This window comes from Arthrobacter sp. AIWTK1, from assembly GCF_056680535.1.
Map to the genome: position 1 here is coordinate 403538 of NZ_CM155287.1, position 24632 is coordinate 428169.

General features: G+C 66.1%; 23 protein-coding genes and 1 pseudogene. 10 read left to right on the forward strand and 14 right to left on the reverse strand.

All coding sequences use genetic code 11. From position 1 onward, the window contains the following. Positions 1-22: 22 nt before the first annotated feature. Together AC1MDG_RS01945 and AC1MDG_RS01950 are read left to right on the forward strand one after the other, a co-directional pair. On the forward strand, positions 23-1024 hold the full coding sequence (locus AC1MDG_RS01945) for a polysaccharide deacetylase family protein (RefSeq protein WP_479807172.1): 1002 nt from the start codon (positions 23-25) through the stop codon (positions 1022-1024). A 110-nt stretch (positions 1025-1134) separates the two neighbouring features. After that, entirely contained in the window at positions 1135-4296 is a 3162-nt protein-coding gene (locus AC1MDG_RS01950) for a beta-phosphoglucomutase family hydrolase (RefSeq protein ID WP_479807173.1), read from the forward strand. On the opposite strand, the gene AC1MDG_RS01955 is transcribed toward AC1MDG_RS01950, so the two are convergent. The 6 genes from AC1MDG_RS01955 to AC1MDG_RS01980 all read right to left on the reverse strand — a co-directional run bounded on the left by AC1MDG_RS01955 (position 4293) and on the right by AC1MDG_RS01980 (position 9506). Further along, positions 4293-5261 carry a zinc-dependent alcohol dehydrogenase family protein gene (locus AC1MDG_RS01955; protein ID WP_479807175.1) on the reverse strand — a complete coding sequence of 323 codons (969 nt, stop codon included), beginning with the start codon at positions 5259-5261 and terminating at the stop codon, positions 4293-4295. The genes AC1MDG_RS01950 and AC1MDG_RS01955 overlap by 4 nt on opposite strands. 68 nt (positions 5262-5329) lie before the next feature. Beyond that, complete coding sequence (locus AC1MDG_RS01960; RefSeq protein ID WP_479807176.1) at positions 5330-6184, reverse strand: universal stress protein; 855 nt, start codon at positions 6182-6184, stop codon at positions 5330-5332. Between the two features lie 84 nt (positions 6185-6268). Then, complete coding sequence (locus AC1MDG_RS01965; RefSeq protein WP_479807178.1) at positions 6269-7399, reverse strand: YihY/virulence factor BrkB family protein; 1131 nt, start codon at positions 7397-7399, stop codon at positions 6269-6271. A gap of 81 nt (positions 7400-7480) precedes the next feature. After that, positions 7481-8077 (reverse strand): DUF3618 domain-containing protein, encoded by a 597-nt coding sequence (locus AC1MDG_RS01970; protein WP_479807180.1) that lies wholly within the window; start codon positions 8075-8077, stop codon positions 7481-7483. Positions 8078-8109: 32 nt separating this feature from the next. After that, positions 8110-8532 (reverse strand): phage holin family protein, encoded by a 423-nt coding sequence (locus AC1MDG_RS01975; RefSeq protein WP_479807182.1) that lies wholly within the window; start codon positions 8530-8532, stop codon positions 8110-8112. Further along, positions 8529-9506, reverse strand: coding sequence for a hypothetical protein (locus tag AC1MDG_RS01980; protein ID WP_479807184.1), 978 nt, complete (start codon positions 9504-9506; stop codon positions 8529-8531). The genes AC1MDG_RS01975 and AC1MDG_RS01980 overlap by 4 nt, the downstream gene beginning before the upstream one ends. Before the next feature lie 279 nt (positions 9507-9785). On the opposite strand from AC1MDG_RS01980, the gene AC1MDG_RS01985 reads away from it, so the two are divergent. Further along, entirely contained in the window at positions 9786-10694 is a 909-nt protein-coding gene (locus AC1MDG_RS01985) for a spermidine synthase (protein WP_479807186.1), read from the forward strand. Positions 10695-10880: 186 nt separating this feature from the next. Here AC1MDG_RS01985 and AC1MDG_RS01990 read toward each other — a convergent pair whose 3' ends face one another. Next, on the reverse strand, positions 10881-11816 hold the full coding sequence (locus AC1MDG_RS01990; protein WP_479807188.1) for a LysR family transcriptional regulator: 936 nt from the start codon (positions 11814-11816) through the stop codon (positions 10881-10883). A gap of 134 nt (positions 11817-11950) precedes the next feature. On the opposite strand from AC1MDG_RS01990, the gene AC1MDG_RS01995 reads away from it, so the two are divergent. From AC1MDG_RS01995 to AC1MDG_RS02005, 3 genes are all read left to right on the forward strand, one after another. Continuing rightward, entirely contained in the window at positions 11951-13330 is a 1380-nt protein-coding gene (locus AC1MDG_RS01995) for an MFS transporter (RefSeq protein ID WP_479807190.1), read from the forward strand. Between the two features lie 76 nt (positions 13331-13406). Continuing rightward, entirely contained in the window at positions 13407-14156 is a 750-nt protein-coding gene (locus tag AC1MDG_RS02000) for a 3-hydroxybutyrate dehydrogenase (RefSeq protein ID WP_479807192.1), read from the forward strand. 81 nt (positions 14157-14237) lie between these two features. Next, positions 14238-14870, forward strand: a complete 633-nt coding sequence (locus AC1MDG_RS02005; RefSeq protein WP_479807194.1) for a flavin reductase family protein — start codon at positions 14238-14240, stop codon at positions 14868-14870. A 101-nt stretch (positions 14871-14971) separates the two neighbouring features. Here the strand turns inward: AC1MDG_RS02005 and AC1MDG_RS02010 are convergent, their stop codons facing one another. From AC1MDG_RS02010 to AC1MDG_RS02020, 3 genes are all read right to left on the reverse strand, one after another. Next, complete coding sequence (locus AC1MDG_RS02010) at positions 14972-16009, reverse strand: ABC transporter substrate-binding protein (RefSeq protein WP_479807196.1); 1038 nt, start codon at positions 16007-16009, stop codon at positions 14972-14974. Positions 16010-16100: 91 nt separating this feature from the next. After that, positions 16101-16946, reverse strand: coding sequence for an ABC transporter permease (locus AC1MDG_RS02015; RefSeq protein WP_200890924.1), 846 nt, complete (start codon positions 16944-16946; stop codon positions 16101-16103). Next, positions 16943-17782: an ABC transporter ATP-binding protein gene (locus AC1MDG_RS02020; RefSeq protein WP_144406270.1), complete on the reverse strand. Its 840-nt coding sequence runs from the start codon at positions 17780-17782 to the stop codon at positions 16943-16945. The genes AC1MDG_RS02015 and AC1MDG_RS02020 overlap by 4 nt, the downstream gene beginning before the upstream one ends. A 255-nt stretch (positions 17783-18037) precedes the next feature. Here AC1MDG_RS02020 and AC1MDG_RS02025 point away from each other — a divergent pair, with 255 nt between their 5' ends. From AC1MDG_RS02025 to AC1MDG_RS02035, 3 genes are all read left to right on the forward strand, one after another. Then, positions 18038-18835, forward strand: coding sequence for an IclR family transcriptional regulator (locus AC1MDG_RS02025; protein WP_043477378.1), 798 nt, complete (start codon positions 18038-18040; stop codon positions 18833-18835). A 133-nt stretch (positions 18836-18968) separates the two neighbouring features. Then, a complete protein-coding gene (locus tag AC1MDG_RS02030) occupies positions 18969-20240 on the forward strand; it encodes a CaiB/BaiF CoA transferase family protein (protein ID WP_479807198.1) in 1272 nt (423 codons plus the stop codon). After that, positions 20240-21157 (forward strand): hydroxymethylglutaryl-CoA lyase, encoded by a 918-nt coding sequence (locus AC1MDG_RS02035; RefSeq protein ID WP_479807199.1) that lies wholly within the window; start codon positions 20240-20242, stop codon positions 21155-21157. Before AC1MDG_RS02030 ends, AC1MDG_RS02035 begins: the two co-directional genes overlap by 1 nt. Before the next feature lie 40 nt (positions 21158-21197). Here AC1MDG_RS02035 and AC1MDG_RS02040 read toward each other — a convergent pair whose 3' ends face one another. Then, positions 21198-21476 carry a hypothetical protein gene (locus tag AC1MDG_RS02040; protein ID WP_479807201.1) on the reverse strand — a complete coding sequence of 93 codons (279 nt, stop codon included), beginning with the start codon at positions 21474-21476 and terminating at the stop codon, positions 21198-21200. A 178-nt stretch (positions 21477-21654) separates the two neighbouring features. Then, positions 21655-23166, reverse strand: coding sequence for an amino acid permease (locus tag AC1MDG_RS02045; RefSeq protein ID WP_479807203.1), 1512 nt, complete (start codon positions 23164-23166; stop codon positions 21655-21657). A 221-nt stretch (positions 23167-23387) separates the two neighbouring features. On the opposite strand from AC1MDG_RS02045, the pseudogene AC1MDG_RS02050 reads away from it, so the two are divergent. Further along, positions 23388-24021 (forward strand): annotated as a pseudogene (locus AC1MDG_RS02050) (HNH endonuclease signature motif containing protein); the annotation flags it as partial. 39 nt (positions 24022-24060) lie between these two features. Here the strand turns inward: AC1MDG_RS02050 and AC1MDG_RS02055 are convergent. Both AC1MDG_RS02055 and AC1MDG_RS02060 read right to left on the reverse strand, forming a co-directional pair. After that, a complete protein-coding gene (locus tag AC1MDG_RS02055; RefSeq protein ID WP_479807205.1) occupies positions 24061-24186 on the reverse strand; it encodes a hypothetical protein in 126 nt (41 codons plus the stop codon). A 25-nt stretch (positions 24187-24211) separates the two neighbouring features. Beyond that, positions 24212-24550 carry a hypothetical protein gene (locus AC1MDG_RS02060; RefSeq protein WP_479807207.1) on the reverse strand — a complete coding sequence of 113 codons (339 nt, stop codon included), beginning with the start codon at positions 24548-24550 and terminating at the stop codon, positions 24212-24214. Positions 24551-24632 lie beyond the last annotated feature (82 nt).

The window sequence follows — 24632 nt, forward strand, 5'->3', positions numbered from 1 at the left end:
GCCCCGGCTGTCATGGTTGAACATGGTCGGTGAACCGCCCCTCGAACCGCGCCATCAGCCGCGCAACCGCCGCCGCCTGCTGGCGGCGATCCTCGTGGCGGCCGCTGCGGTCGCCGCGGTTGTCCTCGCTGTGATCCTGGCCGGAGCGCCGCGCGGATCGAACCCGCAAACCGGCCCTCCGCCGGAAAGCCGGTCCTCCACTTCGCCGCCGTCGACGCCGGTCACCCCGACGCCGTCGGTCACCCCGACGCCGTCGGAAAACCAGCCTCCCGAGGCCTCCGAAACCCCGGGCGAAGCGACATCCCCGGCTCCGGTTGCGCCCGGCCCCACACCGCCGCCGGAAACGCTGCCCGTTCCGCAACCCCCTCCGCCGGCTGCACCGTTTCCCCTTGGCCTGGCCGGGAAGGACGTGGAGCTGGTTCCCGGTGCGGGTCCGGTTGTTGCCTTGACGTTCGACGCCGGCGCCAACTCGGCGGGCCTCCCTTCGATCCTGCAGACACTGGCGGGCGCCGGAGTGCAAGGGACGTTCTTCCTGACCGGATCTTGGGCCGCGGCCAATCCGGCCGGAGTGGCCGCCATCGTGGCGGGAGGCCACCGGGTGGGAAACCACTCCCAGACCCATCCGGACTTCACCGGCCTGACGGACGCCGGGATCGGGGACCAGGTCCGCGCGGCGGAGCAGGCGGTGATGGCCGCCGGAGCGGACCCCCGCCCGTTGTTCAGGTTCCCGTTCGGCGCCCGCGACGCGCGTACCATTGCCGCCGTGAACAACCTGGGCTATGTGCCGGTGCGCTGGTCCGTGGACACGCTCGGCTGGAAAGGAACCAGCGGAGGCGTCACTGCACAGTTGGTGGCGGACCGTGCGTTGTCCGCCCTGCAGCCTGGCGAAATCGTCCTGATGCACATCGGGTCCAACCCGGACGACGGCACCACCCTGGACGCCGACGCCCTGCCGCAGATGATCGGGAGGATGCGCCAGGCCGGCTACGGCTTCGTCACGCTGGACAGCCTGCTTGCAGGATAGCCAGCCGGCTAGCCGGCCGGATAGCCAGCGGGACCGGGATCCGGATGGCGGGCAGCAAGACGGGTCCAATGTCTCTGGGCAGGCCGGCCCAACGCTGGTAGGACTGAGCCATGACTGAGTCGCCGACCGCTGCCGCCGCGCTGGCCCCGGTTGACGCCGTGGTGTTCGACCTTGACGGTGTGGTCACGGACACCGCGGAGTTGCATGCCGCCGCGTGGAAGGAACTGTTCGACGACGTCCTCCAGGATTCCAGGATCCCGCAGGACGCCCGGCGCGATCCCTTCACGGACGCGGACTACCTGAGCTACGTGGACGGCCGCACCAGGGAGGACGGAGTGGCGGCCTTCCTGGACTCGCGCGGGGTGACACTCCCTGCGGGCGGGCCGGCGGACGGTCCGGCGGAATGGACTGCGGCCGGTCTTGGGGCACGCAAGAACGGGATTTTCGAAAAACTGCTGAGCCTCAGGCCCGTACCCGTTTTCCCTGGCACACAAGCCCTGCTCGAACGCCTCAAGGCCGGGAAGGTCCCGGTGGCGCTCGCGACTGCCAGCCGGAACGCCCGCGCCGTGCTGGCATCCGCCGGCCTCGAAGACGGCTTCGACGTCGTAGTCGACGGAAACACCGCAGCGCAGCTGGGACTGGCAGGCAAACCCGATCCCGCGCTGTTCCTCCACGCCATCAGGGAGCTCGGGGTGGCGCCGGAACGGGCGGTGGTCATCGAGGATGCCGTGGCCGGCGTGGCGGCCGGCCGCCGCGGCGGGTTCGGCCTGGTGGTGGGGATCGACCGGGCAGGGCACCGGGCTGAGCTGGAAGCCGCTGGCGCCGACGTCGTGCTTGAAGACGTCAGTGAACTGGACCTCGGCCTGGTGATCGCAGACCCCTGGCAGCTGGTTTATGAGGGATTCGACCCCGCCCACGAGGGCCACCGGGAGGCCCTGACCACCCTGGGTAACGGCTACATGGCTACGCGGGGGGCGGCCCCTGAACACCGCAAGGACGATGTGCACTATCCGGGAACCTACCTGGCCGGCGTCTACAACCGGCTCACCAGCGTGATCGAAGGGCAGGAAACCGAGGACGAGCATATGGTCAATATGCCGGACTGGCTCCCCCTGGACGTCTGCGTGCAGGCCGGCAAATGGTGGTCCGAGGGGGGACTGCGGCTCCGCAGCGAGCGGCGCACCCTGGACCTGAAGCGCGCCCTGCTGACGCGGGAAGCTGTGCTGGAGGACGACGCCGGCCGGCAGCTTGAGGTGGTCCAGCGCCGGATGGTCTCCATGGCGGAGCCGCACCTCGCGGCGCTTGAGATGACATTGACAGCCGTCGGGTGGGACGGACAGGTGGGCATCCGCAGCGGCTGCGACACGGACATCACCAACTCAAACGTGGCGGTGGAAGCGCTTCTGTCCAACCGGCACCTGACAGGTGTGGCGGTCTCCGGGGCAGATGACGGGCCAGGGGCAGCCACCCAGGTCGTTCTGGTCCGGACCACCCAGAGCAGGGTGGGTGTTGCGGTGGCCATCAGGACGGAGGTCCCCGCCAGCCTGCATGCCGCCAGGCCCGAAGAGCTTGGCGGAATGTTCGTACACCGCTTCGACGCGGAGCTTCGGGACGGCCAACCTGCCATTGTCACCAAGACCGTGGCAGTGGCCACCTCCCGCGACCACGCCATTTCCTCGCCCCGGACCGCCGCCCTGGATGTCCTCAACCGTTCCCGGGGAGGCTTCGATGTGCTGCTGGCCAGCCACGAGGCGGCGTGGAGGGGGCTGCTCACGCCCTTCGTCATCGAGGTGGACGACTCCACCGAGTCGCAGCTGATCCTGAACCTGCATGTCTTCCACCTGCTCCAGACCATTTCGGCGCACACGGCGGAGCTGGACGCCGGTGTCCCCGCCCGCGGCCTGCACGGCGAGGGCTACCGGGGCCATATCTTCTGGGACGAACTGTTCGTCCTGCCCCTCCTGACGTCCCGGCTTCCTGCCGTGACGCGGGCGCTCCTTGACTATCGGTGGCGGCGGCTGGGAACAGCACGGGATGCCGCGAGGGCAGCCGGGTTCGCAGGCGCCATGATCCCGTGGCAGAGCGGAAGCGACGGCCGGGAGGAGACACCCAGGCGCCTGTTCAACTCCCGTTCCGGCCGCTGGGTGCCGGACTACTCCCACCTGCAGCGCCACTCGGGGCTGACGGTCGCCTACAACGCCTGGCAGTATTTCGAAGCGACCCAGGACCGCGCCTGGCTGACCCACCACGGCGCGGAGATCATCGTGGAAGTTGCCCGGCTCTTCGCGTCGATGGCGGAGTACGATCCCGCAGAAGACAGGTTCCACATCCGGGGGGTGGTGGGTCCGGACGAGTACCACACCGGCTACCCGGACAACCCCGGCGGCGGCCTGGACGACAACGCCTATACGAATGTCATGGCGGCCTGGGTGTGTGACCAGGCGGTGTGGATCATGAGTTCGGTGCGGGGTTTCGACATGGACGATTTCCGGGAAAGGCTGCAGGTCACGGAAGCCGAAATCGACGGCTGGGCGCGCCTGGGGCGCAGGGTGTTTGTTCCTTTCCACGCCGACGGCATCATCAGCCAGTTCGCCGGGTACGAGGATCTCCCGGAGCTGGACTGGGAGCACTACCGCCGCACCTACCGGAACGTCCAGCGGCTGGACCTCATCCTCGAAGCCGAAGGCAGCAGCACCAACCACTACCGGCTGGCCAAACAGGCGGACGTGCTGATGCTGCTCTACGTCCTCGGTGAAGACCAGCTCACTACCTTCCTGGATCGGCTCGGGTACACCGTGACGGCGGAGCAGATCGCCAGGACCGTCGACTTCTACCTTTCCCGGACGGCGCACGGGTCCACGTTGAGCAGGGTGGCGCATGCCTCCGTGCTGGCGCAGCTTGATCCGGAACGGGCATGGGACACCTTCCGCGAAGCCCTCGATGCGGACCTGGACGACACCCAGGGCGGCACCACCCGCGCGGGCATCCACCTGGGCGCCATGGCCGGCTCCATCGACGTGGTCCAGCGCAGCTTCGCGGGCCTGCGGATTACCAGGGACGCCCTGGATTTCTCGCCCCGCCTTCCCGCCGAACTCGGCAAGGTCACGTTCAATGTGCGCTACCGGGACCAGCTGCTCGCCGTGCACCTGGACAAGGACTGCCTGCTGGTTTCCGCGGCCCCCGGAGATGCTTCCCCGGTGATGGTCCGGCTGGGCACCCAGCACGTGCTGCTGCACGCCGGGCAGGACCACGAATTCCGGCTCGGCCACTAACCCATATGGAGGACCGCCGCTCCGGTAATGCGGTCCGCGGCGAGGTCCTGCAGCGCCCGCGCGGCGTCCTCCATCCGGTAGGGGACGGTGGTGGGGCGAAGCGGAATTTCCGCTGCGACGCGAAGGAATTCCTCGCCGTCGGCCCTGGTATTTGCGGTGACGCTGCGAAGCTGGCGTTCCTGGAACAGCTCCGATCCGTAGTGCAGCGGCGGGATGTCGCTCAGGTGGATGCCGGCCACCGCCAGCGTGCCTCCGCGGTCCAGGGCCCGCAGCGCCTGCGGCACCAGCCAGCCCACCGGTGCAAAAAGGATGGCCGAATCCAGCGGGACGGGCGGTTCGTCGTCGGCGTCCCCGGCGAATGCCGCCCCGAGCTCCAAGGCGAGGCTCCGCGCCTCTTCCGAGCGGGTCATCACGTACACGCTGGCGCCGCGGTGCATGGCCACCTGGGCAGCCAGATGCGCGGAGCCCCCAAAACCGTAGATGCCGAGGCGTCCACCTTCCGGAACCGCGGCGCGCGCCAGGGCCCGGTAGCCGATGATGCCCGCGCACAGCAGGGGCGCCGCCTGCTCGTCCGGGAAGACCTCCGGTATCCGGTAGGCATAGCCCTCGTTGACCGTCACGAGGTCGGCGTAACCGCCGTCCCGGTCCCAGCCTGTGAAAGTGGGGGACAGGCACAGGTTCTCCTGGGAACGGAGGCAGAAACGGCAGTGCCCGCAGGTGCCGCCCAGCCAGGCCACACCCACCCGTTCCCCGATCCGGAACCTCGCGGCTCCTTCGCCGAGCTCCACCACTTCGCCCACAACCTCATGGCCGGGAATGATGCCGGTCCGGCGGGGCGGCAGGTCGCCTTCGGCCAGGTGGAGGTCGGTGCGGCACACGCCGCATACCCGCACGGAAAGCAGGACCTCGCCCGGCCCGGGGCGTGGATCGGGTCGTTCGCCGAACACCAAGGGATGCCCTGCCACGGGACCCGGCTTGCCAACCCACCACGCACGCACGGCACACTTCCTGTTCTGATATTCCGCCGCGGCTCTCACCGCGTGATCACCACGTTGCACAGAGCACGCTCCAACGCCGAGGAAACAGTGCTGCCCGGATGGCCCTCCCGGTGATGCGCGCCCAGGACCAGGACGTCCGCCTGCGCCGCGGCGGCCAAGAGTTCCTTTGCCACGGGGTGGCTCTCCAGCAGGATGCCCTCCACGGGAACGTCGGGGGCCAGGCCCCTGGCCCGTTCCACGGCCTGGTCCAGCAGCTCCTTGCCGCGGAGCGGCGCGTGACGCCCGTGCGGGGCCTGGGCCTGGTCCCCGGCTACGTGGATCAGCTGCAGCGGGACGTTCAATGCGGCCGCCATCCGGGCCGCCTCCGCCACAACCTTTGCGTGCCGGGGTTTCTCGTCTACTCCGGCCGCTATCGGCTGGCCGGGACGTCCCGGGTAGCGGACCACCATGAGCGGGCACGGTGAGTGGACGGCCAGATCGAGGCAGGCGGACCCCACCAGTTGGCCCAGGAAGCGGCCCATACCGCGGTGGCCCACGGCGAGGATACCCGCGTCGTGCGCCGCGGCGCGGAGAACCTGGGCGGGAAGTCCGGGTTCGATGACGCCGTCAATGTCGAGAGTGACCCCCAGCCCGGCCGCAACCGAGCCGGCCAGGTCCAGGCCCTCCTGGAGGGTGGCTTCGGCGGCATGCCTGAGCCCGCTCCCTTCAACGCCTTTGACCGGACCCAGATTCTTGGTGAAGACGGGCCACACCCACGCGTGGATGACCTTCAATTTCCGGTTCGTGGCGGCGGCGTGCCCGGCGGCCCAGCGGAGGGCCAGCTGCGACGGTTCGGAGCCGTCATAGCCCACCAGGACCGGTCCGTGCGGGTTCCCGGCTGGATCCGGCATGGAACCTCCCCTCGTGGACGGGGGCGGCGCAATGTCCACCCGGGCGCAATGTCCACCCAGTAGAGACCGGGCATGCCGTTTGTGCTAGGGCCTTTGGTCCTGTCCGCGCTCCCGGCGCTCGCGGTCGTGACGTTCGCGCAGGTCGCGTCCCCGCCGGATATCCTCTTCTTCCCGGACCTGCAGCTTGTCGCTTTGCTTGGTGTCCCGGGGCGGCAGCTGGATGGTTTCCTCAGCCTCGATGCCGGCCTGGAGCTGGCGGCCCCGCTCCATCTCGGCGTCGAACTCGGCGCCGAACAGCAGGGACATGTTCAGGATCCACAGCCAGAGCAGCGCGATGATCACGCCGCCGATAGCGCCGTAGGTCTTGTTGTAGCTGTTGAAATTCGCCACGTAGAAGCCGAACGCCAGGGAAGCCAGCAGGAAGACCACCAGGGCGATGCCGGATCCCATGCTCATCCAGCGGAATTTCGGCTGCTTGACGTTGGGGGTGGCGTAGAAGAGCACGGCAATCGCCGCAATGACCAGTACCAGCATCACCGGCCATTTGGCGATGTTCCAGACGGCCAGGAACGCGTCGCCCAGGCCGATGACGTTCCCGACGGACTCTGCCACGGGCCCGCTGAGCACCAGCATCGCGGCCAGCACGACGACGATCAGCAGATTCACCAGGGTGACGCCGAGCATGGTGCCCCGGAGCTTGAGGAAGGGCCGGCCCTCATCGACCTCGTACACCCGGTTCATGGCCCGGCCGAAGGCGCCCACGTAGCCGGACGCGGACCAGAGCGCGGTGAGGAGCCCAAGGACCAGGGTGAAGCCGGCAGCCGAGGAGCCGGCCAGGTCTTCAACCACAGGGCGGAGTGTGTTGACGGTCTCGCCCGGGGCTATGCCCTGGACGATGTCGAGCAGTGCTGACGTAGTTTTCTGGGCGTCGCCGAAAATACCGAGCAGGGACACCAGTGCCAACAACGCCGGGAAGATTGAGAGGACCGAATAGTAGGTCAGGGCGGCGGCGAGGTCAGGGCACTGGTCCTTGGAGAATTCCCGGAAGGTCTTCTTCGCGATGTACTTCCACGAGGGCTTGCTGACATCGGCGGGACTGTCCGGTTTGCGGGAATCATCCGGTGCGGGAGCGGTACGTGCCTTGGCGGTGCTGCTCTCAGGGGTTTCGGCGGCGTCCATGGAGCCAGTTTCCGCCTTGGTGAAGTTCTTGGCCATTGGAATCTTCTTTCGTGGTTAAGCGCAGCGGCCGGCTGCCCAGCGCGTCAGCGAGGGCAACCGGCCGTCTTTCGGGTCGTGCTACACCTGTTGGACATTGTCCTTGGCGTCTGCGGCGCGGTACTTCACGTCGTCCACTGCGCCCTGGCCTTCGGCCTTGACGTGGTCCGTTGCTTCCATCGCAGTGGCCTTGACGTTTTCCATGGCATCCTGCGCGGGCGCCTTCAGTCCTGCGGCGACGTCCTTGGCAGCTTCGGTCAGCTCGGTGGTGAGCGGCTCGGCCTTGGTTTTGAGCGCATCCGCAGCTTCACGCTCCTTCTGACTCGCCGGAATCAGCGAGGAGAACAGCATCCCGGCGCCGAAGGCGATCAGGCCTGCCGCAAGCGGGTTGCCCTGAGTCTTGGCGCGGACCTGGCGGGGGGCGTCCCCGATGGCCGCGCCGGCGTCGGACAGCTGCCCTCCGGCGCCGGAGGTGCCTGAATGCATCCGATCAGTGGCGTGCTCGGCTGTTCCCATGACCTTCTCCTTCACTCCGAACACGGCGTCCTTCACCTTGTCCGTCTGGCGGTGGACGATGTTCGACGGGGTAACTTTGTCCGCCACGGCGTCGACATTGGTGCCGAGCCGCGCGCGGGTTGCTTCGATGTCGGCGCGGATGGCGTCCGGGTTTTCACTCATCGTGTGTACCTCGAGCTCTCTTGTACCTGGGTCTAGTGGCTGGGTTTGAGGGTGGGGGGTATTTCCTGGAGCGTTTCTGCGGTCTGCGGCATGCCCTTGATCGCGTTGAGCTGTTTACGGCCAACGGCTGCCAGGACAGCGGCGATGATGCCCCAGATAACGGCGAGGACGACGGCGGACCAGCCGAGTCCCATCACCGTTCCCAGCGCCCACCAGAGTGCCAGGGAGAGGAACAGGAGGACGAAGTGGCCCGCCACTCCGGCCCCGGCCAGCATCCCGCCGCCTTTTCCGGCGCGGGACGCCGACTGCTTCAGTTCGGCCTTGGCAAGTTCCACCTCCTGGCGCATCAGGGTGGAGATATCCCGGGTGACGTCGCCAAGGAGGTCACCCAAGGAGGTGTTGTCCGCCTTGGCGTGGGCCGCCGCAGGAGGGGTTTCCGGAAATTGGCTGCTCATCGCTGCCCTCCGCGCAGGGGATCATCCCGGTTCGGGTCGTCGGCGGCGAGGGGGTCGGCGGCGAGGGGGTCAGCGGCCAGCGGATCTGCGGGCCACTGGTCCTGTTGCGTACCTTCGTCTGCCACCGGGTTGGGCGGGTACGTGTCTGCCGGATAACCTTCGGCTCCGGTCTGGGCGTCGCCATAGGCGTCCGCGCCGGCATAGGCTCCGGCGCCCGCTCCGGCTGCGGACAGGCCCGCAGTGGTGGCGTCGGGGGCCGGCATCTGTACCGGCGGCGGCGGAACCGCTGTCCCCGTGTCGGGAACATAGCCGGGAACGGTGGAAATGGGGGCGCGTGAGGTGCGGCCGCCCAGCGAATCAGTGGAGTCCGGTGCCCCGGCAGTGAGGCTGCGTGTCAGCCGGCCTGCGAGGATTCCCGCTCCGGCGGCCAGCATCAGGAATGTTCCGGGGCGCTGCCGGGCGAACGTCTTCACTTCGTCGAGCAGTGATCCGGGGTCCCGGCCTTCCAGCCACGACGCCACGGACGCGGACCGGTCCGCAGCCTGGCGGATCAGGTCAGTGGCCACGCCGGGCTGATCGGAGGCGTCAGCCATGGTGCGGAGCTCGCCGGAAATGGAATGGAGGCCCTGGGCCACCTTCTGCTGCTGGGCGCCGGCCTGGTCTGTCAGGTCCGTCTTTGCCTGGTAGAGCAGATCCTTGGCGTTGGCCTTGACCTCACCGGCGACGTTGGCGGCCTCGGCCTTGGCGGTTTCAGCCACGTGCTGGGCGGAGTCCGTTGCCTGGTGGGCCACGTCCCCGGCCTCCTGCTTGGCCGTCTCCGTCTTCGACGGCGTGCCTTGCGATGCCGGGTAGGTGGTGTCATAGGTGGCGGTGTCATAGGCGGCGTCGGTTTCCGGCATCGCCGGGACGGCCGTTTGCTCTGCGACCCCAGGGGTGCCGTAGCTACCGTCCTGTGGCCATCGGTTCTCTGTCATCTTCGCGCTCTCTTTCCAGAAGGTCGGCTGCTGATCAAGAACCAGCAATAACTGGCTACTAAATAGTAAGCATGATTACTATCAAATAGTAAGCACCCTTGGTGTACTAGTTTTTTGAGCAGGCATTTTCCGGTGCGGCGCTCCCTTCGGATCAGCGCCGCGAGCTGCGCCGCGAGCTTCGCGGGCTCAGCACCGGGCCCAGGCGATGGTGAGGGGGCCGCAGTCGGCGAGGCGCCGGTCAACTAGGGTTGAAGCATGAGCAATGCGGTGGCCGGCTAAATGGCAAAGAAGGGCCGGTCTGTCGGCAGGAACGCTGAACGGTCGACGCCGGGAGTAGTGGAAGTGCCCAGAGGAACCCGCCCTGACGGGCCGGTTGAGGGCGTGTACTACATCGACACCGGGGACTGTGAGCTGATTGCGGACCAGGACAATTCGACCGGCTGGCTCCTGCGCATCAACGGCGTCATGAGCTCGCACATCGACCTGGCGGACCCGCTTTTCCTCGACTTCGAGTACATGCGGTGGATGTCCGCTCTGGTGGAATCGCGGTGGCCCCGGGAAGGCCGGCCCAAGCTGCGCGCCCTGCACCTGGGCGGGGGTGCGTGCTCGCTGGCGCGCTACTTCCACGCCGCCTACCCGGAAGCCCGCCAGGTGGTGGTGGAGCTGGACGGCAAACTGGCCGAGTATGTCCGCGGCTGGTTCGACCTCCCCAAAGCGCCGCTGCTGAGGCTTCGGGTGGGGGAGGCGCGTGAGGTCACGGAGTCGCTCACGCCCCAGACCCGCGACGTCATCATCCGCGATGTGTTTGCCGGCGCCCTGACACCCCGGCCGCTGACCACCGCCGAATTCAACGGGCACGCCAGGAGCGTGCTGGCTCCGGGCGGGATCTACGTGGTGAACTCCGGCGACGCTCCGGACCTGAAGAACGCCCGCGAAGACGCCGCCACCATCGCCGCCGTTTTCGAGCACACCCTGATCATCGCCGACCCCGCCATGCTCAAGGGCCGGCGGTACGGCAACATGGTGATGGCCGGCAGTGACCAGCCGTTCGACGACGACCCCCAGCTGGCCCGCAGGCTGCTGGGCGGCGGCGTCCCGGCCCACATCTGGGACGACGCCAAGGTGCGTGCCTTTGCCGCCGGCGCGCCCGTCCGCCATGACCCCGCACCGCCGTCGCCCGCACCGTAAGCGCAAGGCCGGTGCAACAAAAGCCGCGGTAGGCGCAAAGTTGCGTCAAGAATCGGCTATCGCGGTCATTTTTGTCTTTCCGGCCCTGTGCGCGTTGTAAGTTTGTGGAAGCTCTCCGCTTTCCCCCAAGACCGGAGGGCAGGAAGCCTCCGCGCTTGAGTCCCCTGACTCGCGCGGAGGCTTCCTTCATTCCATCCGGACACCCCCGCGGGGAGTCTCCCCGCCGGGAGTCCTGCCGAGCAGGGCCTCCCGGTGTTCCACCGCCTGGTCCCGCAAGGCCTGCACCACCGCCGCAACTGCGGGCCGCCGCATGGAGTCGGGACGAAGCACCATCCAGTAGGGGAGCCGCTCGGAGAAGGCGTCCGGAAGCAGCCGGACCAGGTCGTCGTGCAGGTCACCCATGAAACACGGCAGGAAGCCAATGCCCGCGCCGGCCCGGGTCGCCTCCACATGGACAAACACATTGGTGGAGCTCAGGCCGTCCTTCATGGCCGGGACCAGCCTGCGCGGCGCATCGAGGTCGTCCACCTGAAGCATGGAGTCCACGAAATAGACCAGCGGGTGTTCCGTCAGTTCCTCCACCGTTGCCGGCGTCCCGTTTTCGGCCAGGTAGGCCTTCGAGGCATACATGCCCAGCACGTATTCGCCCAGTTTGAAGGCTTCGGCGCGGTGCACCTGGGGCTCGCCCACCACCACCTCGATGTCCAGCCCGGAGCGCTGCTGCAGGGCCCGCCGGGTCACGGTGACGATCTCCACGCTGAGTCCCGGATGCTTCCGCCGCAGCTTCGCCACTGCAGGTGCGGCGATGTAGGCGCTGAAGCCGTCGGTGGCTGTCATGCGCACAACGCCCGTGATGGGGTCCGGTGCCTGGCCGGGCCGGCCCAGGCTGCGCACGGCCTTTTCCACCTGCTCGGCCACCAGCACCGCCGCGGCGCCGAGTTCCGTCATTTCCCAGGCGCCGGCCGCACGGGAGAGGACACGGCCGCCGAGCGTTTTCTCCAGGGCCGCTATCCGGCGGGAAACAGTGGTGTGGTTCAGTCCCAGCGCCTGTGCCGCCGTCGTGAATTTTGCTGACCGCGAGACGGCCAGCAGGACCAGAAGGTCATCAGGATTGGCTTCCATATCTGCAATTCTGCACACAAGGAGTGCCGGTTTGGCCATTGAACCGCCGAGTTTCTGCGGCAATACTCATCTGAGCCCATTCAGTGCTGTGGATCACAGCGCGTGTCGACGTGGACACTAAAGGAGAAACAAATATGAGCGTAGAACAACGCTCTGCAGCACCGGCCGCTTCCGCCCCAAAGGGCGCCGGCCTCAAGAAGATCGTCGCAGCCTCCATGGTTGGCACCGTAGTGGAATGGTATGAATTCTTCCTCTACGCCACCGCAGCAACCCTGGTGTTCGGAAAGTACTTCTTCCCCGCCACCGGCAATGAGCTGGACGGCATCATCCAGGCCTTCATCACCTACGCGGTCGGCTTCGTGGCGCGCCCGCTCGGCGGCATCGTCTTCGGCCAGATCGGCGACAAGCTGGGCCGCAAGCCCACCCTTCAGCTCACTATCGTGATCATCGGTGTGTCCACCTTCCTGATGGGCTGCCTCCCCGGCTTCGCCGAGATCGGCTACCTGGCACCGGCACTCCTGGTGTTCCTGCGCTTCATCCAGGGCTTCGCGCTGGGCGGCGAATGGGGCGGCGCCGTGCTGCTCGTCGCCGAGCACAGCCCCAACAAGTCCCGCGGATTCTGGTCCAGCTGGCCCCAGTCCGCTGTTCCGGTAGGCAACCTGCTGGCCACCCTGGTCCTGTTCATCATGTCCAACGTCCTCAGCAGCGCGGACTTCCTCGGCTGGGGCTGGCGCGTGGCGTTCTGGCTCTCCGCCGTGATCGTGTTCGTCGGCTACTACATCCGCACCAACGTTTCCGAGTCACCGATCTTCCTGGAAGCGAAAGCCCAACTGGAGCAGGAGCAGGCCGTCAGCTACGGCGTCGGCGAAGTCATCCGCAAGTACCCCAAAGGCATCCTGCAGGCCATGGGCCTCCGGTTCGCGGAAAACATCATGTACTACCTCGTGGTCAGCTTCGCGATCGTGTACCTCAAGAGCGTGCACAAGTACGACACGTCCTCGCTCCTGCTGGCGCTGCTGATCGCCCACCTCATCCACTTCCTGGTCATCCCCCAGGTGGGACGGCTCGTGGACAGCTGGGGCCGGAAGCCCGTGTACCTGGTCGGCGCCATCACCGGTGCCACCTGGCCGTTCTTCGCCTTCCCCATGTTCGACACCAAGAACGCCGTGGTCATCGTCCTGGCAGTGACTATCGGCCTGTGCCTGCACGCGTTTATGTACGCGGGCCAGCCCGCCCTCATGGCGGAGCTGTTCCCCACCAGGATGCGCTACGCAGGTGTATCGCTGGGCTCGCAGGTCACCTCGATCTTCGCCGGTTCGCTGGCGCCGCTCCTGGCCACGCAGTGGCTCAAGGACACCGGATCGTGGGTCCCCACCGCCATCTACCTGGTGGTGGCGTGCGCCGTCACCACGGTGGCAGTGTTGAGCCTCAAGGAAACCAAGGGCATTGCCCTCGAGGACGTGGACAGGGCCGACGCCGAGCGCGAAGGCCTGGCGGTGGCAGCCACACGCTGAGCTGCTGGATTTTGGCCGGCTCCAGCCTTGCTGGAGCCGGCCGGCTCGTTGAAACATTCGAACAGGAAGGCTGGTTATGGAAAACACGCTGAACGGCCGCAAGGCACTGGTCACCGGAGGAGCCGGCGGCATCGGCGCAGCCAGTGTGCGGGCCCTCGCCGCACGCGGCGCCAAAGTGGTGATCGCCGACGTCGACGAGGCCGCCGCGGCAGCGCTCGCCGGCGAAGTGGGCGGTACTGTCTGGGCGGTGGACCTGCTGGACGTGGATGCACTGGCAACGGCCAGCCTGGACTGCGACATCCTGGTCAACAACGCCGGAATCCAGCGCATCAGCCCCATCGAGGACTTCGAGCCGGCCGATTTCCGCCGGCTCATCACCCTCATGCTGGAGGCGCCGTTCCTGCTGATCCGGGCGGCGTTGCCACACATGTATGCGAACAACTTCGGCCGGATCATCAACCTCTCGTCGGTTCACGGGATCCGGGCCTCACCGTTCAAGAGCGCCTACGTTTCCGCCAAGCACGGCCTGGAAGGGCTCAGCAAGGTCACGGCGCTTGAGGGCGGGGCCCACGGGGTCACGTCCAACTGCATCAACCCCGGGTACGTGCGCACGCCCCTGGTGGAGTCGCAGATCGCCGACCAGGCCAAGGTCCACGGCATCCCCGAGGAAGAGGTGCTCGCCAAGATCATGCTCACCGAGTCCGCCATCAAGCGGCTGGTGGAGCCGGAGGAAGTCGCCTCGCTGGTCGCCTGGCTCGCCTCGAACGACGCCGGCATGGTCACCGGCGCCAGCTACACCATGGATGGCGGCTGGTCGGCGCGGTAGGCCCGGGTCCAGGAAGGTAGGTGGGGAGGCAGCGCTCGGCGCCGGCGGCATTGCCGGTGCCGGCGCCGATAGGCTGGGACCATGCGCAAGGATTTTAGTCCCGATGATTTGCCCGCCGGGGACTTCTACCGGCTGCTGACGGCCGTGGTTGTTCCCCGCCCCATTGCCTGGGTGTCCAGCAGGTCAGCCGACGGTGTGGACAACCTCGCCCCGCACTCCTTTTTCACTGTTGCGTCCGTGACGCCGCCCATCGTGCAGTTCACGTCGGTGGGGAGGAAGGACTCGTTGCGGAACATCCTTGACCGGGGCGAGTTCGTGGTCAACCTTGCACCGGCCGACCTCATGGCCGAGGTCAATGCGACGGGCACCAACTTCCCGCCCGACGTGAGTGAGTTCGATGCCGCCGGCCTGACCCGCGAACAGGGCCTCACCGTGGGTGTTCCGCGGGTGGCGGAGTCCCCGGTGGCCCTGGAGTGCCGGCTGCATTCCACCCTGGAAATGGGAGACTGCGTCCTGGTCTTCGGGGAGGTCACCCATGCCGCCATTTCCACGGACGTATTGGAGGGCAGCCACCCCCGGATCGACCTTCTGGAACCGCTGGCGCGGCTCGGCCGGGATGAATGGGGGCACCTGGGTCCGGTTGAGGAACTCGGACGTATCCGCAGGTCCGAATGGCCGGGCCATTTTCGACGGCGGGACGAACCGGACGCCTGACGCCCTCCCAGCCTGGCGCTGACGGGATCCGCATAAGAGACGCGATACCCACAAAAACGGGGCCGGCCATCCGCTACGGATGACCGGCCCCGTTGCCGGTTCTACTTCAAGAACTCGTTCGTGTAGGTGTCTGCGAGCTGGATGTCCTTGTCGCCAACCTCAGGGTTGGCCACGCGCTGGGTTTTCAGCACCGCCTGGACGCCGTCCTCGGTGAAGGCGCCGTCCTTGCTGAGGGTTTTCTTCAGATCCTCGATCACCTTCGCGTACAAGGCTTTGTCCCCGCCCGCGAACTTCTCCGGCATTTTCGCAGCGATCTCTTCGCCCGAATGTCCGTCGATGAATTCAAGGGTGCGCTTAATCGCCTTGGCAAGTTTGCCGGCCGTCTCCTTGTTCTGGTCCAGCCAGTCGGCTTTGGCATAGAGGCTCGCTGACGGCCACGCGTCGGCGTCGAACACTTCCTTCAGCCCTTCGGCGGTCCGGACGTCTTCCAGCAATACGGGGTCATGTCCGATCCGCTTGGTGAGCACCGAGACGTCGGGTTCGAGCATCACCGCGGCATCGACCTGCCCCTGCTCCATCGCCGCAACGGCGGACGATCCGGCGCCGATGGCGGACACGGAGGCGTCCGTCTGCTGCATGCCGTTCTTGGCGAGCAGGAACTTGATGAACATGTCCGTGGAGGACCCGGGTGCCGTGACGCCCACGTTCTTGCCCTTGAGGTCGGCAATGGTCTTGATCTTGCCTTCGTTCTTCGGCGCCACCAACAAGGCCAGGCCGGAGGACCTGCCCATGTCCACGAAGGCCTTGACCTTCTGGTTTTTCGCCTGCATCTGGATGGTGTGCTCGTAGTACCCGCTGGTCACCTGGGTGCTGCCGCCGATCATGGCAGTCAATGCCTTCGACCCGCCCTGCAAGTCCTGAAGCTCTACGTTCACGCCCTCTTCCTGGTAGTAGCCAAGCTCCTGCGCGAGGGTCGTCGGAAGGTACGTCAGGAGCGTCTGGCCTCCGACGCCGACAATCACCTTGGTGCCTCCGGCCGCGCCGTTGGCTGCGCCTCCCGTTCCAGTCTGTCCCGGGGGTGCAGCGGACGGCGTGCCGCAGGCTGAGAGGGCCAGGGTTGCGGCTGCAACGATGGCCAATGGCCGGATGATGCTCCGGCGCCTTTGCCGGTTTTCGTTTCGAATCATCGAGTGTCCCTTCGTGACAGTGATAGTGGTGTGTTGCGAGCGCCTAGGACGACTGAACAGGGCGCCAACGGAGCAGATGCCGCTCCAAGCGATTGACGAGCAGGTCGATGATGAGGACCACGATCATCAGGATGAACATCCCGGCGAAGACGCCCTTGGTGTCGAAGACGCCCTGCGCCTGGGCGATCGCGTACCCCACGCCGGCGGAAGCGCCGAGGTATTCACCAACCACCGCACCGGTGATGGCGAAGCCCACGCTGATGTGCAGGCTGGAGAAAATCCAGGTGAGGGCACTGGGAATGAAGACGTGGCGAAGCAGTTGCTTCTCGGACGCCCCCAGCATCCGGGCATTGTCAACGAGAACGCGGTCAACGCTCTTCACACCCTCAAGGGTGTTGAAAAAGACAATGAAGAAAACCAGGGTGAATCCGAAGGCCACCTTTGACCAGATTCCCAGACCGAACCAGAGCAGGAAGATCGGGGCCAGGACCACGCGGGGGAGCGCGTTGAACATTTGCAGGAACGGGTCCAGAAGCCGCTCAAGAAAGCGCACGCGGGCCAGGACGAAGCCGAGGAGGAGCCCTGCGGCAGCCCCCACGATGAAGGCGAGTATGGCCTCCTGCATGGTGACCCACAGGTGGGGGAAGACGAATCCGGACGACACCCAGACCCAGACGGTCTGGAAGATATCCGAGGGAAGCGGAAAGAAGAACTCGTCCACCACTCCGGTCCGCACGGAAAGCTCCCACGCGCCGAGGACAGCGAGCGTCAGGAGGAGCTGGGTGCTTCGCATCGCCAGCGGGGACATCTCAGTCCGGGCCGTCCGGCGGCGTGTGCCCGGCTCCAGTGCTGCCGAAAGTCCGTTTTTCTTTGATCCAACGATAGTCATGCGACGTCGCCTTCCTCCGCCATTGCCGTTTCGTAGGTCTTCGAAACTTCGATCTTCAACCTGCCCCAGATCTCACGGTGCAACGCCACGAACTGGGGGTCATCGCGGATATCGAGCAGGTCGCGCGGACGTGGAATATCGATTTCGTAGCTTCCGACCACCGTGCTCCCGGGTCCGGCGCCCAGGATCACCACTTCGTCGGAAAGCGCGATGGCTTCATCCAGGTCATGGGTGATGAAGACCACCGCCTTGCCCGATTCCTGCCACAGCTGAAGCAGTTCGTTCTCCATGATTTGCCGGGTCTGCACATCGAGTGCTGAAAACGGCTCGTCCATGAGCAGGACGTCCGGGTTGACGATCCAGGCCTGGGCGATGGCGGTGCGTTTACGCATGCCGCCGCTGAGCTGGTGGGGGTAGCGGTCAGCGAAGTTCTTGAGTCCGACTTTCTCCAGCCAGCGCCGTGCCTCCGCATGGGCTTCTGACTTCGATACCCCGGCCATCGTCAGGCCGAGGCTCACGTTGTCAATCACCGTCTTCCACGGCAGGAGGGGGTCCTGCTGGAACATGTAGGAAGCGCGTCGGTTGACGCCGTTTACGGGTTCCCCGAAGCTCATCACTTCGCCAGCGCTTGGGTTCAAGAGCCCTGCCGCCATGTTGAGGATGGTGGACTTGCCGGAACCGGTGGGACCCACGATCGAGACAAACCTGCCGGGCTCGACTTTGAGGTTGATGTCCCGGACGGCAAAGTAGGTCTCACCCCCGGGCGTGGGGAACTGCCTGGTGCACCCGGCGAGCTCCACCGCGTACTTGGACTTGTCTGCCTGTGCAGCTGGCATCATTGCACTCTTCCCGGCCCGCGCTGGCCGATTTGTTGTCGCTGCTGATTCTGTGCGGACGAACGTGTTGCGTCGTCCACGTGCCCGCTTCGTCGGCTTTGGCGAGTTGGGCACCTTTTCCACATCGTGGGTTCACCATCAGGATGTGGACCCGATGCTAGCAGTAACCTGCATCACACTCAACGATCCCGGTGAAACTTTCCCGAGGGCCGTCAACCAGGCTCAGCTTGTGGGCGGGGCTCATACACTTTGTCCATGAGCCCCAACGAATCATCGGTCACGCCCTTGCTGGTTCTCCGAAAGATCACCGCCATCCTTGACGCTTTTTCCCTCGCCCAGCCGGAGCTTTCCCTGGCGGGAATCCGGGCGGCCACGGGAATGCCCCACTCCACCGTCCAGCGTCTGGTCGCGAACATGGTCCAGGAGGGGATCCTGGACCGGAGCGGAGACCGGTTCCGCGTCGGGGTTCGGATGGCCCACTGGGCTGCGCCGGCCACCCAGGGCCTGGACTTTCTGGAATTATTGACGCCCGTTCTGCGAAGGCTGCGGGATGAACTCGGTGAAACGGCCTGCATCTTCCGGGAATCCCAGGGAAAGCGGGTGTGCATTGCGCTCGCCGAGACCCGGCGGATGCTCAGGCGGGTAGTGCAGGTGGGCGAGATCATGCCGCTCCACGTGGGTGCCGCGGGCCGCGTCCTGCTGGCCTGGAACCCGGACGTTGCCGAGCAGGTATACCGATCCGGACTGCATTCGCTGACGGACCAGACGATCACGGATGCTACGAGCCTGGAGGCCGCCGTCGCCAAGACCCGGGCTGACGGATTCGCCATCACCACGGGTGAGCGGGTCTCGGGTGCGAGCGGAATCTCGGCTCCGATCTTCGGTCCGCAGGCGGAACTGTACGGCGCGCTGACCGTGATGGGCCCGGCCATGAGGATGCCCTACGACGTGTGCGCCTCGTGGCTTGAGCCCGTCCTCGCGGCGGCGGAAGAGGCCACGAGGGTCATCGGAGGAGCGATCCCGCAAGAGGGGCTACCCACATCGTGGATTTAGGTCCACAATATGAAATAGTCTGGCGCCCAGGAAAAACATCTCACTAGGCTTCCCGCTAACCGAATCCGTGACGGTTGCCGTGGATTTTCCGGTGACCGCAGACCACCGGCGCCCGCAGAACAGGAGTCCAAAGATGGTGAAGGTTTCCGAGACGCCCACGCACGACGACACGTCAAGCGCTGTGTCCGTGCCCGATGTCCCGCAGCAGGCGATGCCCCTGGCCGGCGTGCGGGTCCTGGAGCTGGGATCCCTCATTGCTGGTCCGTTCGCGGGGCGGCAGCTTGCCGACTTCGGTGCGGAAGTCATCAAAATCGAATCACCGGACCGTCCGGATCCAATGCGGGAATGGGGCCGGGCGCGCGTGGACGGCCACACGCTGTGGTGGTCCGTGCAGTCCCGCGGCAAGAAGTGCGTGACGCTGGACCTGAAGTCCCCGCGCGGACGCGAGCTGTTCCTTGAGCTGTGCGAGGAGGCGGACGTCATCCTGGAGAACTTCCGCCCCGGTACGCTCGAAAAATTGGGGCTTTCCCCCGAGGAGGTCTGGCGGGTGAACCCCGGTCTTATCATTGCCAGGGTGTCCGGCTACGGCCAGACAGGGCCCGACGCGCACAAGCCGGGCTACGCCTCCGTTGCCGAGGCGCGGGGAGGTTTGCGATACCTCAACGGATATCCTGACCAGGCCCCGCCGCGCACCGGCATCTCGCTGGGGGACAGCTTGGCGTCGCTCTATGCCCTGCAGGGAATTTTGCTGGCCCTGTACTGGAGGGATGCCCGGGGAGGAACAGGGCAGGTAGTGGACGTGTCCCTCGTGGAAGCATGCTTTTCGCTCCTGGAAAGCGCAGTGCCGGATTACGCGGCAACCGGCGTTGTTCCCGGCCCCAGCGGCTCAGGACTGAAAGGGATCGCGCCGTCCAACATCTTCCGTTCCGCCGACGGAAAGTGGGTGGTGATCGCCGCGAACCAGGACTCGGTGTTCGTGCGGTTGGCTGCCGCCATGGGACGCTCCGAGCTGGCGTCGGACGCGCGCTACAGCAACCATGCGGCGCGGGGCATGCACCAGGAAGAGCTGGAGTCCCTCATTGCCGAATGGGCCGCTGGCTACAACCATGACGAGCTCACCTCGTTGTTGGACCGGCACTCCGTGCCCAACAGCCCGGTCAGCAGCATCGAGGACATTTTCGCGGATCCACAGCTGCGCGCCAGGGGAATGTTGGTGGACGTCCCGGACGAGCAGCTGGGTACCGTTGTGCAACCCGGGATCATTCCGAAGCTGACGCGCAGCGCTGGGGAGATCGGCTGGAGCGGTCCCCTGACGCCGGGCTTCCACAACCGCGACATTTACGAGGGCCTGCTGGGGCTCTCCGACAAGGACCTGCAGGACGCTCGGGCGGAAGGTGCCATCTGATGAATGACATGCAGGCTTCACGGTCGGTTTCCATCGTGGATGTCAGTCCCCGGGACGGACTCCAGAATGAGAAGGTGCCCGTCAGCACCGATGACAAGTTGCGCCTCATCCACGAGCTCATTTCCCTGGGCGCGCGCAGGATTGAGGCCGTCAGTTTTGTGAACCCCAGGAAAGTCCCGCAGATGGCGGACGCGGATGCGGTCATGGCCGGGGTGCCCAGGGACACAGGCGCCAGCTTCATCGGGCTGGTCCTGAATACCCGCGGCGCGCTCCGCGCAGTTGACGCCGGCGTGGACGAGATGAACTATGTGCTGCCAGTGACTGACGCCTTTGCTGCTGCCAACCAGAACACCACCGTCGCCGCCGCCCTCGACGCCCTGGAAGAGGTGTCCGCCATTGCCGCAGCGGCGTCGATTCTGCTCACGGTGACGGCGGCCGTCGCATTTGGCTGTCCCTATCAGGGTGACGTGCCCAAGGAACAGACTCTCGCCGTCGTCCGCAGTGCCCTGCAGCGTGGGACGCTGGCCGAGGTCGCCCTCGCGGACACGATCGGCTGCGCCGTCCCGTGGCAGGTCGGCGACGTGTTCGCCGGGCTGCGCTCGGAGACCGATGTGCAGCTGCGGGCGCATTTTCACGAAACGCGCCACACAGCGCTGGCCAACACGTACGCCGCCATGGCCGCAGGCGTCGGAGTATTCGACAGCGCGGTAGGGGGCCTGGGCGGCTGTCCCTTCGCGCCGGGCGCCGCAGGCAACATTTCCACCGAAGACCTGGCATGGATGCTGGAACGCGCGGGCTTCTGGACCTCAATTGATCCGTTGCGGGCAACGGAACTTGGCCGCTGGATCTGCGACAAAGTGGCAACTGCCCCACGCTCCGGGCTGTCCGCCGCGGGGGTGTTTCCGCAGAAGGCCTGAACGCGGCCGTCCTCCTGCAGTCCCATCCCGCAGACGGCCGCTAGTCCGGCATCCGCACCTGGCGGTAGTCGTAGTAGAGCACTTCGGGCACCAGGTCGGGGTGGGCGTCTGCGGCCGTCCGCAGGCCCAGCGATGAGCCGCGGATCACCGCCACCACGCCGAGCCTGCGGCCGTTGAAGGGGTCGTCGCCGAGGACCACGTCCCCCACCTTGTAGGGCACGGCAGCCGTACGCACCTTCTCGGCTGCATCGCTGAGCCAGGAGGCCAATCGGCCCCTGTCCCGGGGGAGGACAGACGGGGAAGCTGGAAGATCCTTCATCAAAACCACTCCTTTGCAGTGCCCGGACCAGCAGGACGTGCAGGCGGTCCCGAAGCTGCAGCAAAGAGTTCAAATGTCCGGTCTGCGCCTGGTGTCTAACCTATGAGCCAAACCCCACGCGTCGCATGCGTAACTCCTACCCCTTCTGTACCGTCCAACACTCGGAATTTTTTCCGGACTACTTGCCCGGCTCAGCGGGTGCTGAGGCCGTCTCATCCACCAGTTCGGCGCGGATTCGGCCATGGCCCCGGACCCACATGCGGTAGGCAAGCACCAGCAGGCCCAACCACACGGCACCCACGTAAAGGGCAACCCGGGTATCCTCGAACGCCCCCAGGATCACGATCACCAGGGCCATGAACGCGATGGTCAGGATAGAAGCTGCAGGCCACCAGGGGGAGGGAAATTCCGACGCCGGCAGCCGCTTGCGGGCGATCTCCCGTTTCATGGCCACACGGGACGCCAGGATCATGACCCACACCCAGACAGTGGCGAAGGTAGCGATTGAGGCGATGAGCAGGAACACATCCTCAGGGATCACGGCGTTGAGCACCACTCCCACCAGCAGGACCACGGTCATCATCACCACGGTCATCCACGGCACCCCGTTGCGGGAAACCTTGCCGAAGCTGGCGGGTGCGTGGCCCTGCCGGGCCAATCCGAAGAGGATGCGGCCGGCGCCGAAAATGTCGCTGTTGATGGCTGACAGGGCTGCGGTAATCACCACGGCGTTCAGGATGTGCGGGGCGGCGGGAATGCCGAGGCCGCTGAAGATCTGGACGAACGGGCTGCCGTTGGTGCCCACTTCGTTCCATGGGAACAGGCTCATGAGTACGGCCAGGGTCAGCACGTAGAACAGCAGCACACGCACGGGCACGGTGTTGACGGCCTTGGGGATGACCTTCTTGGGGTCGGCCGCTTCACCGGCCGTGACGCCGATGGTTTCGATCCCGCCGAAGGCGAACATCACGACGGCGAACGAGGCCAGGAGCCCTTCGAAGCCGTTGGGGAACAGGCCTCCGTGCTCCACGAGGTTGCCGATCCCCGGAGCGACGGTTGCCCCGCCGGCCTGGAAACCGAAGATGATGATCGCGGCACCGCCGGCGATCATGGCGACGATGGCCACGACTTTGATCAGCGAGAACCAGAACTCCAGCTCTCCGAATACCTTGACGCTGAGCAGGTTCAGGGCCGCCAGGAAGAAGATGACGGCCAGGACCCAGATCCACCGCTCTACTTCCGGGAACCAGAACCCCATATAGATACTGAAGGCCGTGACGTCCGCGATGGCCACGATCGCCATCTCGAAGACGTACGTCCAGCCGGTCACGAAACCGGCCAGCGGGCCGAGGTAGCGGCTGGCGTACTGGCCGAAGGATCCGGAAACGGGGTGCCGCACGGCCATTTCGCCCAGCGCACGCATCACCATGAACACGGCGGCGCCGCCGATCATGTAGGCCAGGAGGACCGCCGGACCGGCTTTCTGGATGGCGGAGGCAGAGCCGTAGAACAGGCCTGTCCCAATGGCCGACCCCAAGGCCATGAAGCGGATGTGGCGGACGTTGAGCCCGCGGTTCAGGACGGTGTCGACGGCGGCGCGGACACTGCTTCCGGCGGCTCCTGATGCCGTGGCGGTGTTTTCGGGCGCCGCTTGTCCTGTTGTCTTGGCTGCTGGTGGGGCTTGTTGCATGCGAATACCTTCTCGTCTTTGGGAGGGGGATCGCTATCCAGCAGACCATTTTCGCGGCCTACGTGATGAGCCTCACGGGGGTTTGGTGTCTTTCATTTCAGACTGTCCGTTGCTCGTCCGCTTTCCCTCCAGGCGCGAACGGACAGTTGCGGCCCCGTTGCCAGGCGCGAACGGACAGTTGCGGCCCCGATGCTCTGTGCGAACGGACAGTTGCGGCCCCGGTGGCTGATGGGGCATCGTCGTTTCTGAGGGTGTTGACCGACCCTCGGGATGCTGCGCCGTTGGAGATCGGCCAGACCAGTTACCGGATTCCCAAAGCGCTGCGGCAATGGCCGGGGGTTAGGGACGGAAAATGCCCGTTTCCCGGCTGTAGCAACCAGTCCCTGGACAACGAAGCAGACCACCTCCTGGCCTGGGCCCGCGGCGGGACCACCGGGATCAGCAACGTCGGCCAACCTTGCCCCAAACACCATCGCCTCAAACACGCCACCGCATGGCCCTACCGGCGCCAGCGCCAACGAACCGCCCGGCTGGACTTCACCCGCAGGCCGCCGCCACGCCAGCGAACAACCAGACTGGGAACCGCCCCAGTTGCCAGGTGAGATCCTGGCCGTGGCCGATTACCTTGCCCCGGGGCCGCCTGGACAGTTCGAAAACTGTCGCGATTCCGCCCTGCCCGCACATCTTGACGCAGATTGGGACCGCGAATGGGTGGTACCCGGGGAGCCGCTGCCCGAAGACCCGCTGCCCGAAGACCTGTGGTCCAAACTCGAACCAACAGACCATCCGCTGGCCGAGGACCCATTCCAGGACTGGGCCCTGTTCCTCACCTCCGAGGCGCACGCGGCCGCCTAGGAAGGTGCGCAGCGCATTCTCAGGTCTAGCCTTGTAGCGTCAACGGTAGCCTCTGGCATCCGCCGGGAGCCCTGCCTCCTGGACTTCCACGAGGTATCGCCAGCCGTCCTGCCGCGCGTGGCCCCCCGCCACCAGAGCTATTTTTCCCGCGAGTGGTTTGGTCATGGGTGGCTTCCTAACCGCTGGGTTCCTAGCCATTCTGCTGTACGGCCAGCACGATGATGGCGGCGTTGATTCCGAGCCCGATGAGCCACCACTTGTTGAAGGTCAGCAAGAGCAGCGCCGCCGAGATCGTTGCTCCGGAAACAGTGACGGGCACCCACCAGGACGTCCCGCCGATAAGCCCCATGCCGCCCGCGGCCAGCACAATGGCGGCGGCTACAGCAAGGGTCGCCGCAAGGCGCCTGACGTTCCCGGCGAACGGCGAGTGCCCGACGTCGAACGGTGCTTTCGAGTCCGGCTTCGGGAGCCAAATGGCGAGGTGGACAAGTCCGTGGGCGATCAGGAATAGCCCAGCAATCCACTGCATGGCCACCTCCTCGCAACTGTCGCTGGCCCCTATCGAAGCACCGGAAGGAAGGCGCGGCATAGGGGCGGAAGTCCCCGGAGGC

What these genes read in the sequence shown, in the direction of transcription:
- AC1MDG_RS01945 (WP_479807172.1), top strand. Translation starts at nt 23, where the DNA reads ATGGTCGGTGAACCGCCCCTCGAACCGCGCCATCAGCCGCGCAACCGC.
- AC1MDG_RS01950 (WP_479807173.1), top strand. Translation starts at nt 1,135, where the DNA reads ATGACTGAGTCGCCGACCGCTGCCGCCGCGCTGGCCCCGGTTGACGCC.
- AC1MDG_RS01960 (WP_479807176.1), bottom strand. Translation starts at nt 6,184, where the DNA reads ATGCCGGATCCAGCCGGGAACCCGCACGGACCGGTCCTGGTGGGCTAT.
- AC1MDG_RS01965 (WP_479807178.1), bottom strand. Translation starts at nt 7,399, where the DNA reads ATGGCCAAGAACTTCACCAAGGCGGAAACTGGCTCCATGGACGCCGCC.
- AC1MDG_RS01970 (WP_479807180.1), bottom strand. Translation starts at nt 8,077, where the DNA reads ATGAGTGAAAACCCGGACGCCATCCGCGCCGACATCGAAGCAACCCGC.
- AC1MDG_RS01975 (WP_479807182.1), bottom strand. Translation starts at nt 8,532, where the DNA reads ATGAGCAGCCAATTTCCGGAAACCCCTCCTGCGGCGGCCCACGCCAAG.
- AC1MDG_RS01980 (WP_479807184.1), bottom strand. Translation starts at nt 9,506, where the DNA reads ATGACAGAGAACCGATGGCCACAGGACGGTAGCTACGGCACCCCTGGG.
- AC1MDG_RS01985 (WP_479807186.1), top strand. Translation starts at nt 9,786, where the DNA reads ATGGCAAAGAAGGGCCGGTCTGTCGGCAGGAACGCTGAACGGTCGACG.
- AC1MDG_RS01990 (WP_479807188.1), bottom strand. Translation starts at nt 11,816, where the DNA reads ATGGAAGCCAATCCTGATGACCTTCTGGTCCTGCTGGCCGTCTCGCGG.
- AC1MDG_RS01995 (WP_479807190.1), top strand. Translation starts at nt 11,951, where the DNA reads ATGAGCGTAGAACAACGCTCTGCAGCACCGGCCGCTTCCGCCCCAAAG.
- AC1MDG_RS02000 (WP_479807192.1), top strand. Translation starts at nt 13,407, where the DNA reads ATGGAAAACACGCTGAACGGCCGCAAGGCACTGGTCACCGGAGGAGCC.
- AC1MDG_RS02005 (WP_479807194.1), top strand. Translation starts at nt 14,238, where the DNA reads ATGCGCAAGGATTTTAGTCCCGATGATTTGCCCGCCGGGGACTTCTAC.
- AC1MDG_RS02015 (WP_200890924.1), bottom strand. Translation starts at nt 16,946, where the DNA reads ATGACTATCGTTGGATCAAAGAAAAACGGACTTTCGGCAGCACTGGAG.
- AC1MDG_RS02020 (WP_144406270.1), bottom strand. Translation starts at nt 17,782, where the DNA reads ATGCCAGCTGCACAGGCAGACAAGTCCAAGTACGCGGTGGAGCTCGCC.
- AC1MDG_RS02025 (WP_043477378.1), top strand. Translation starts at nt 18,038, where the DNA reads ATGAGCCCCAACGAATCATCGGTCACGCCCTTGCTGGTTCTCCGAAAG.
- AC1MDG_RS02030 (WP_479807198.1), top strand. Translation starts at nt 18,969, where the DNA reads ATGGTGAAGGTTTCCGAGACGCCCACGCACGACGACACGTCAAGCGCT.
- AC1MDG_RS02035 (WP_479807199.1), top strand. Translation starts at nt 20,240, where the DNA reads ATGAATGACATGCAGGCTTCACGGTCGGTTTCCATCGTGGATGTCAGT.
- AC1MDG_RS02040 (WP_479807201.1), bottom strand. Translation starts at nt 21,476, where the DNA reads ATGAAGGATCTTCCAGCTTCCCCGTCTGTCCTCCCCCGGGACAGGGGC.
- AC1MDG_RS02045 (WP_479807203.1), bottom strand. Translation starts at nt 23,166, where the DNA reads ATGCAACAAGCCCCACCAGCAGCCAAGACAACAGGACAAGCGGCGCCC.
- AC1MDG_RS02055 (WP_479807205.1), bottom strand. Translation starts at nt 24,186, where the DNA reads ATGACCAAACCACTCGCGGGAAAAATAGCTCTGGTGGCGGGGGGCCAC.
- AC1MDG_RS02060 (WP_479807207.1), bottom strand. Translation starts at nt 24,550, where the DNA reads ATGCAGTGGATTGCTGGGCTATTCCTGATCGCCCACGGACTTGTCCAC.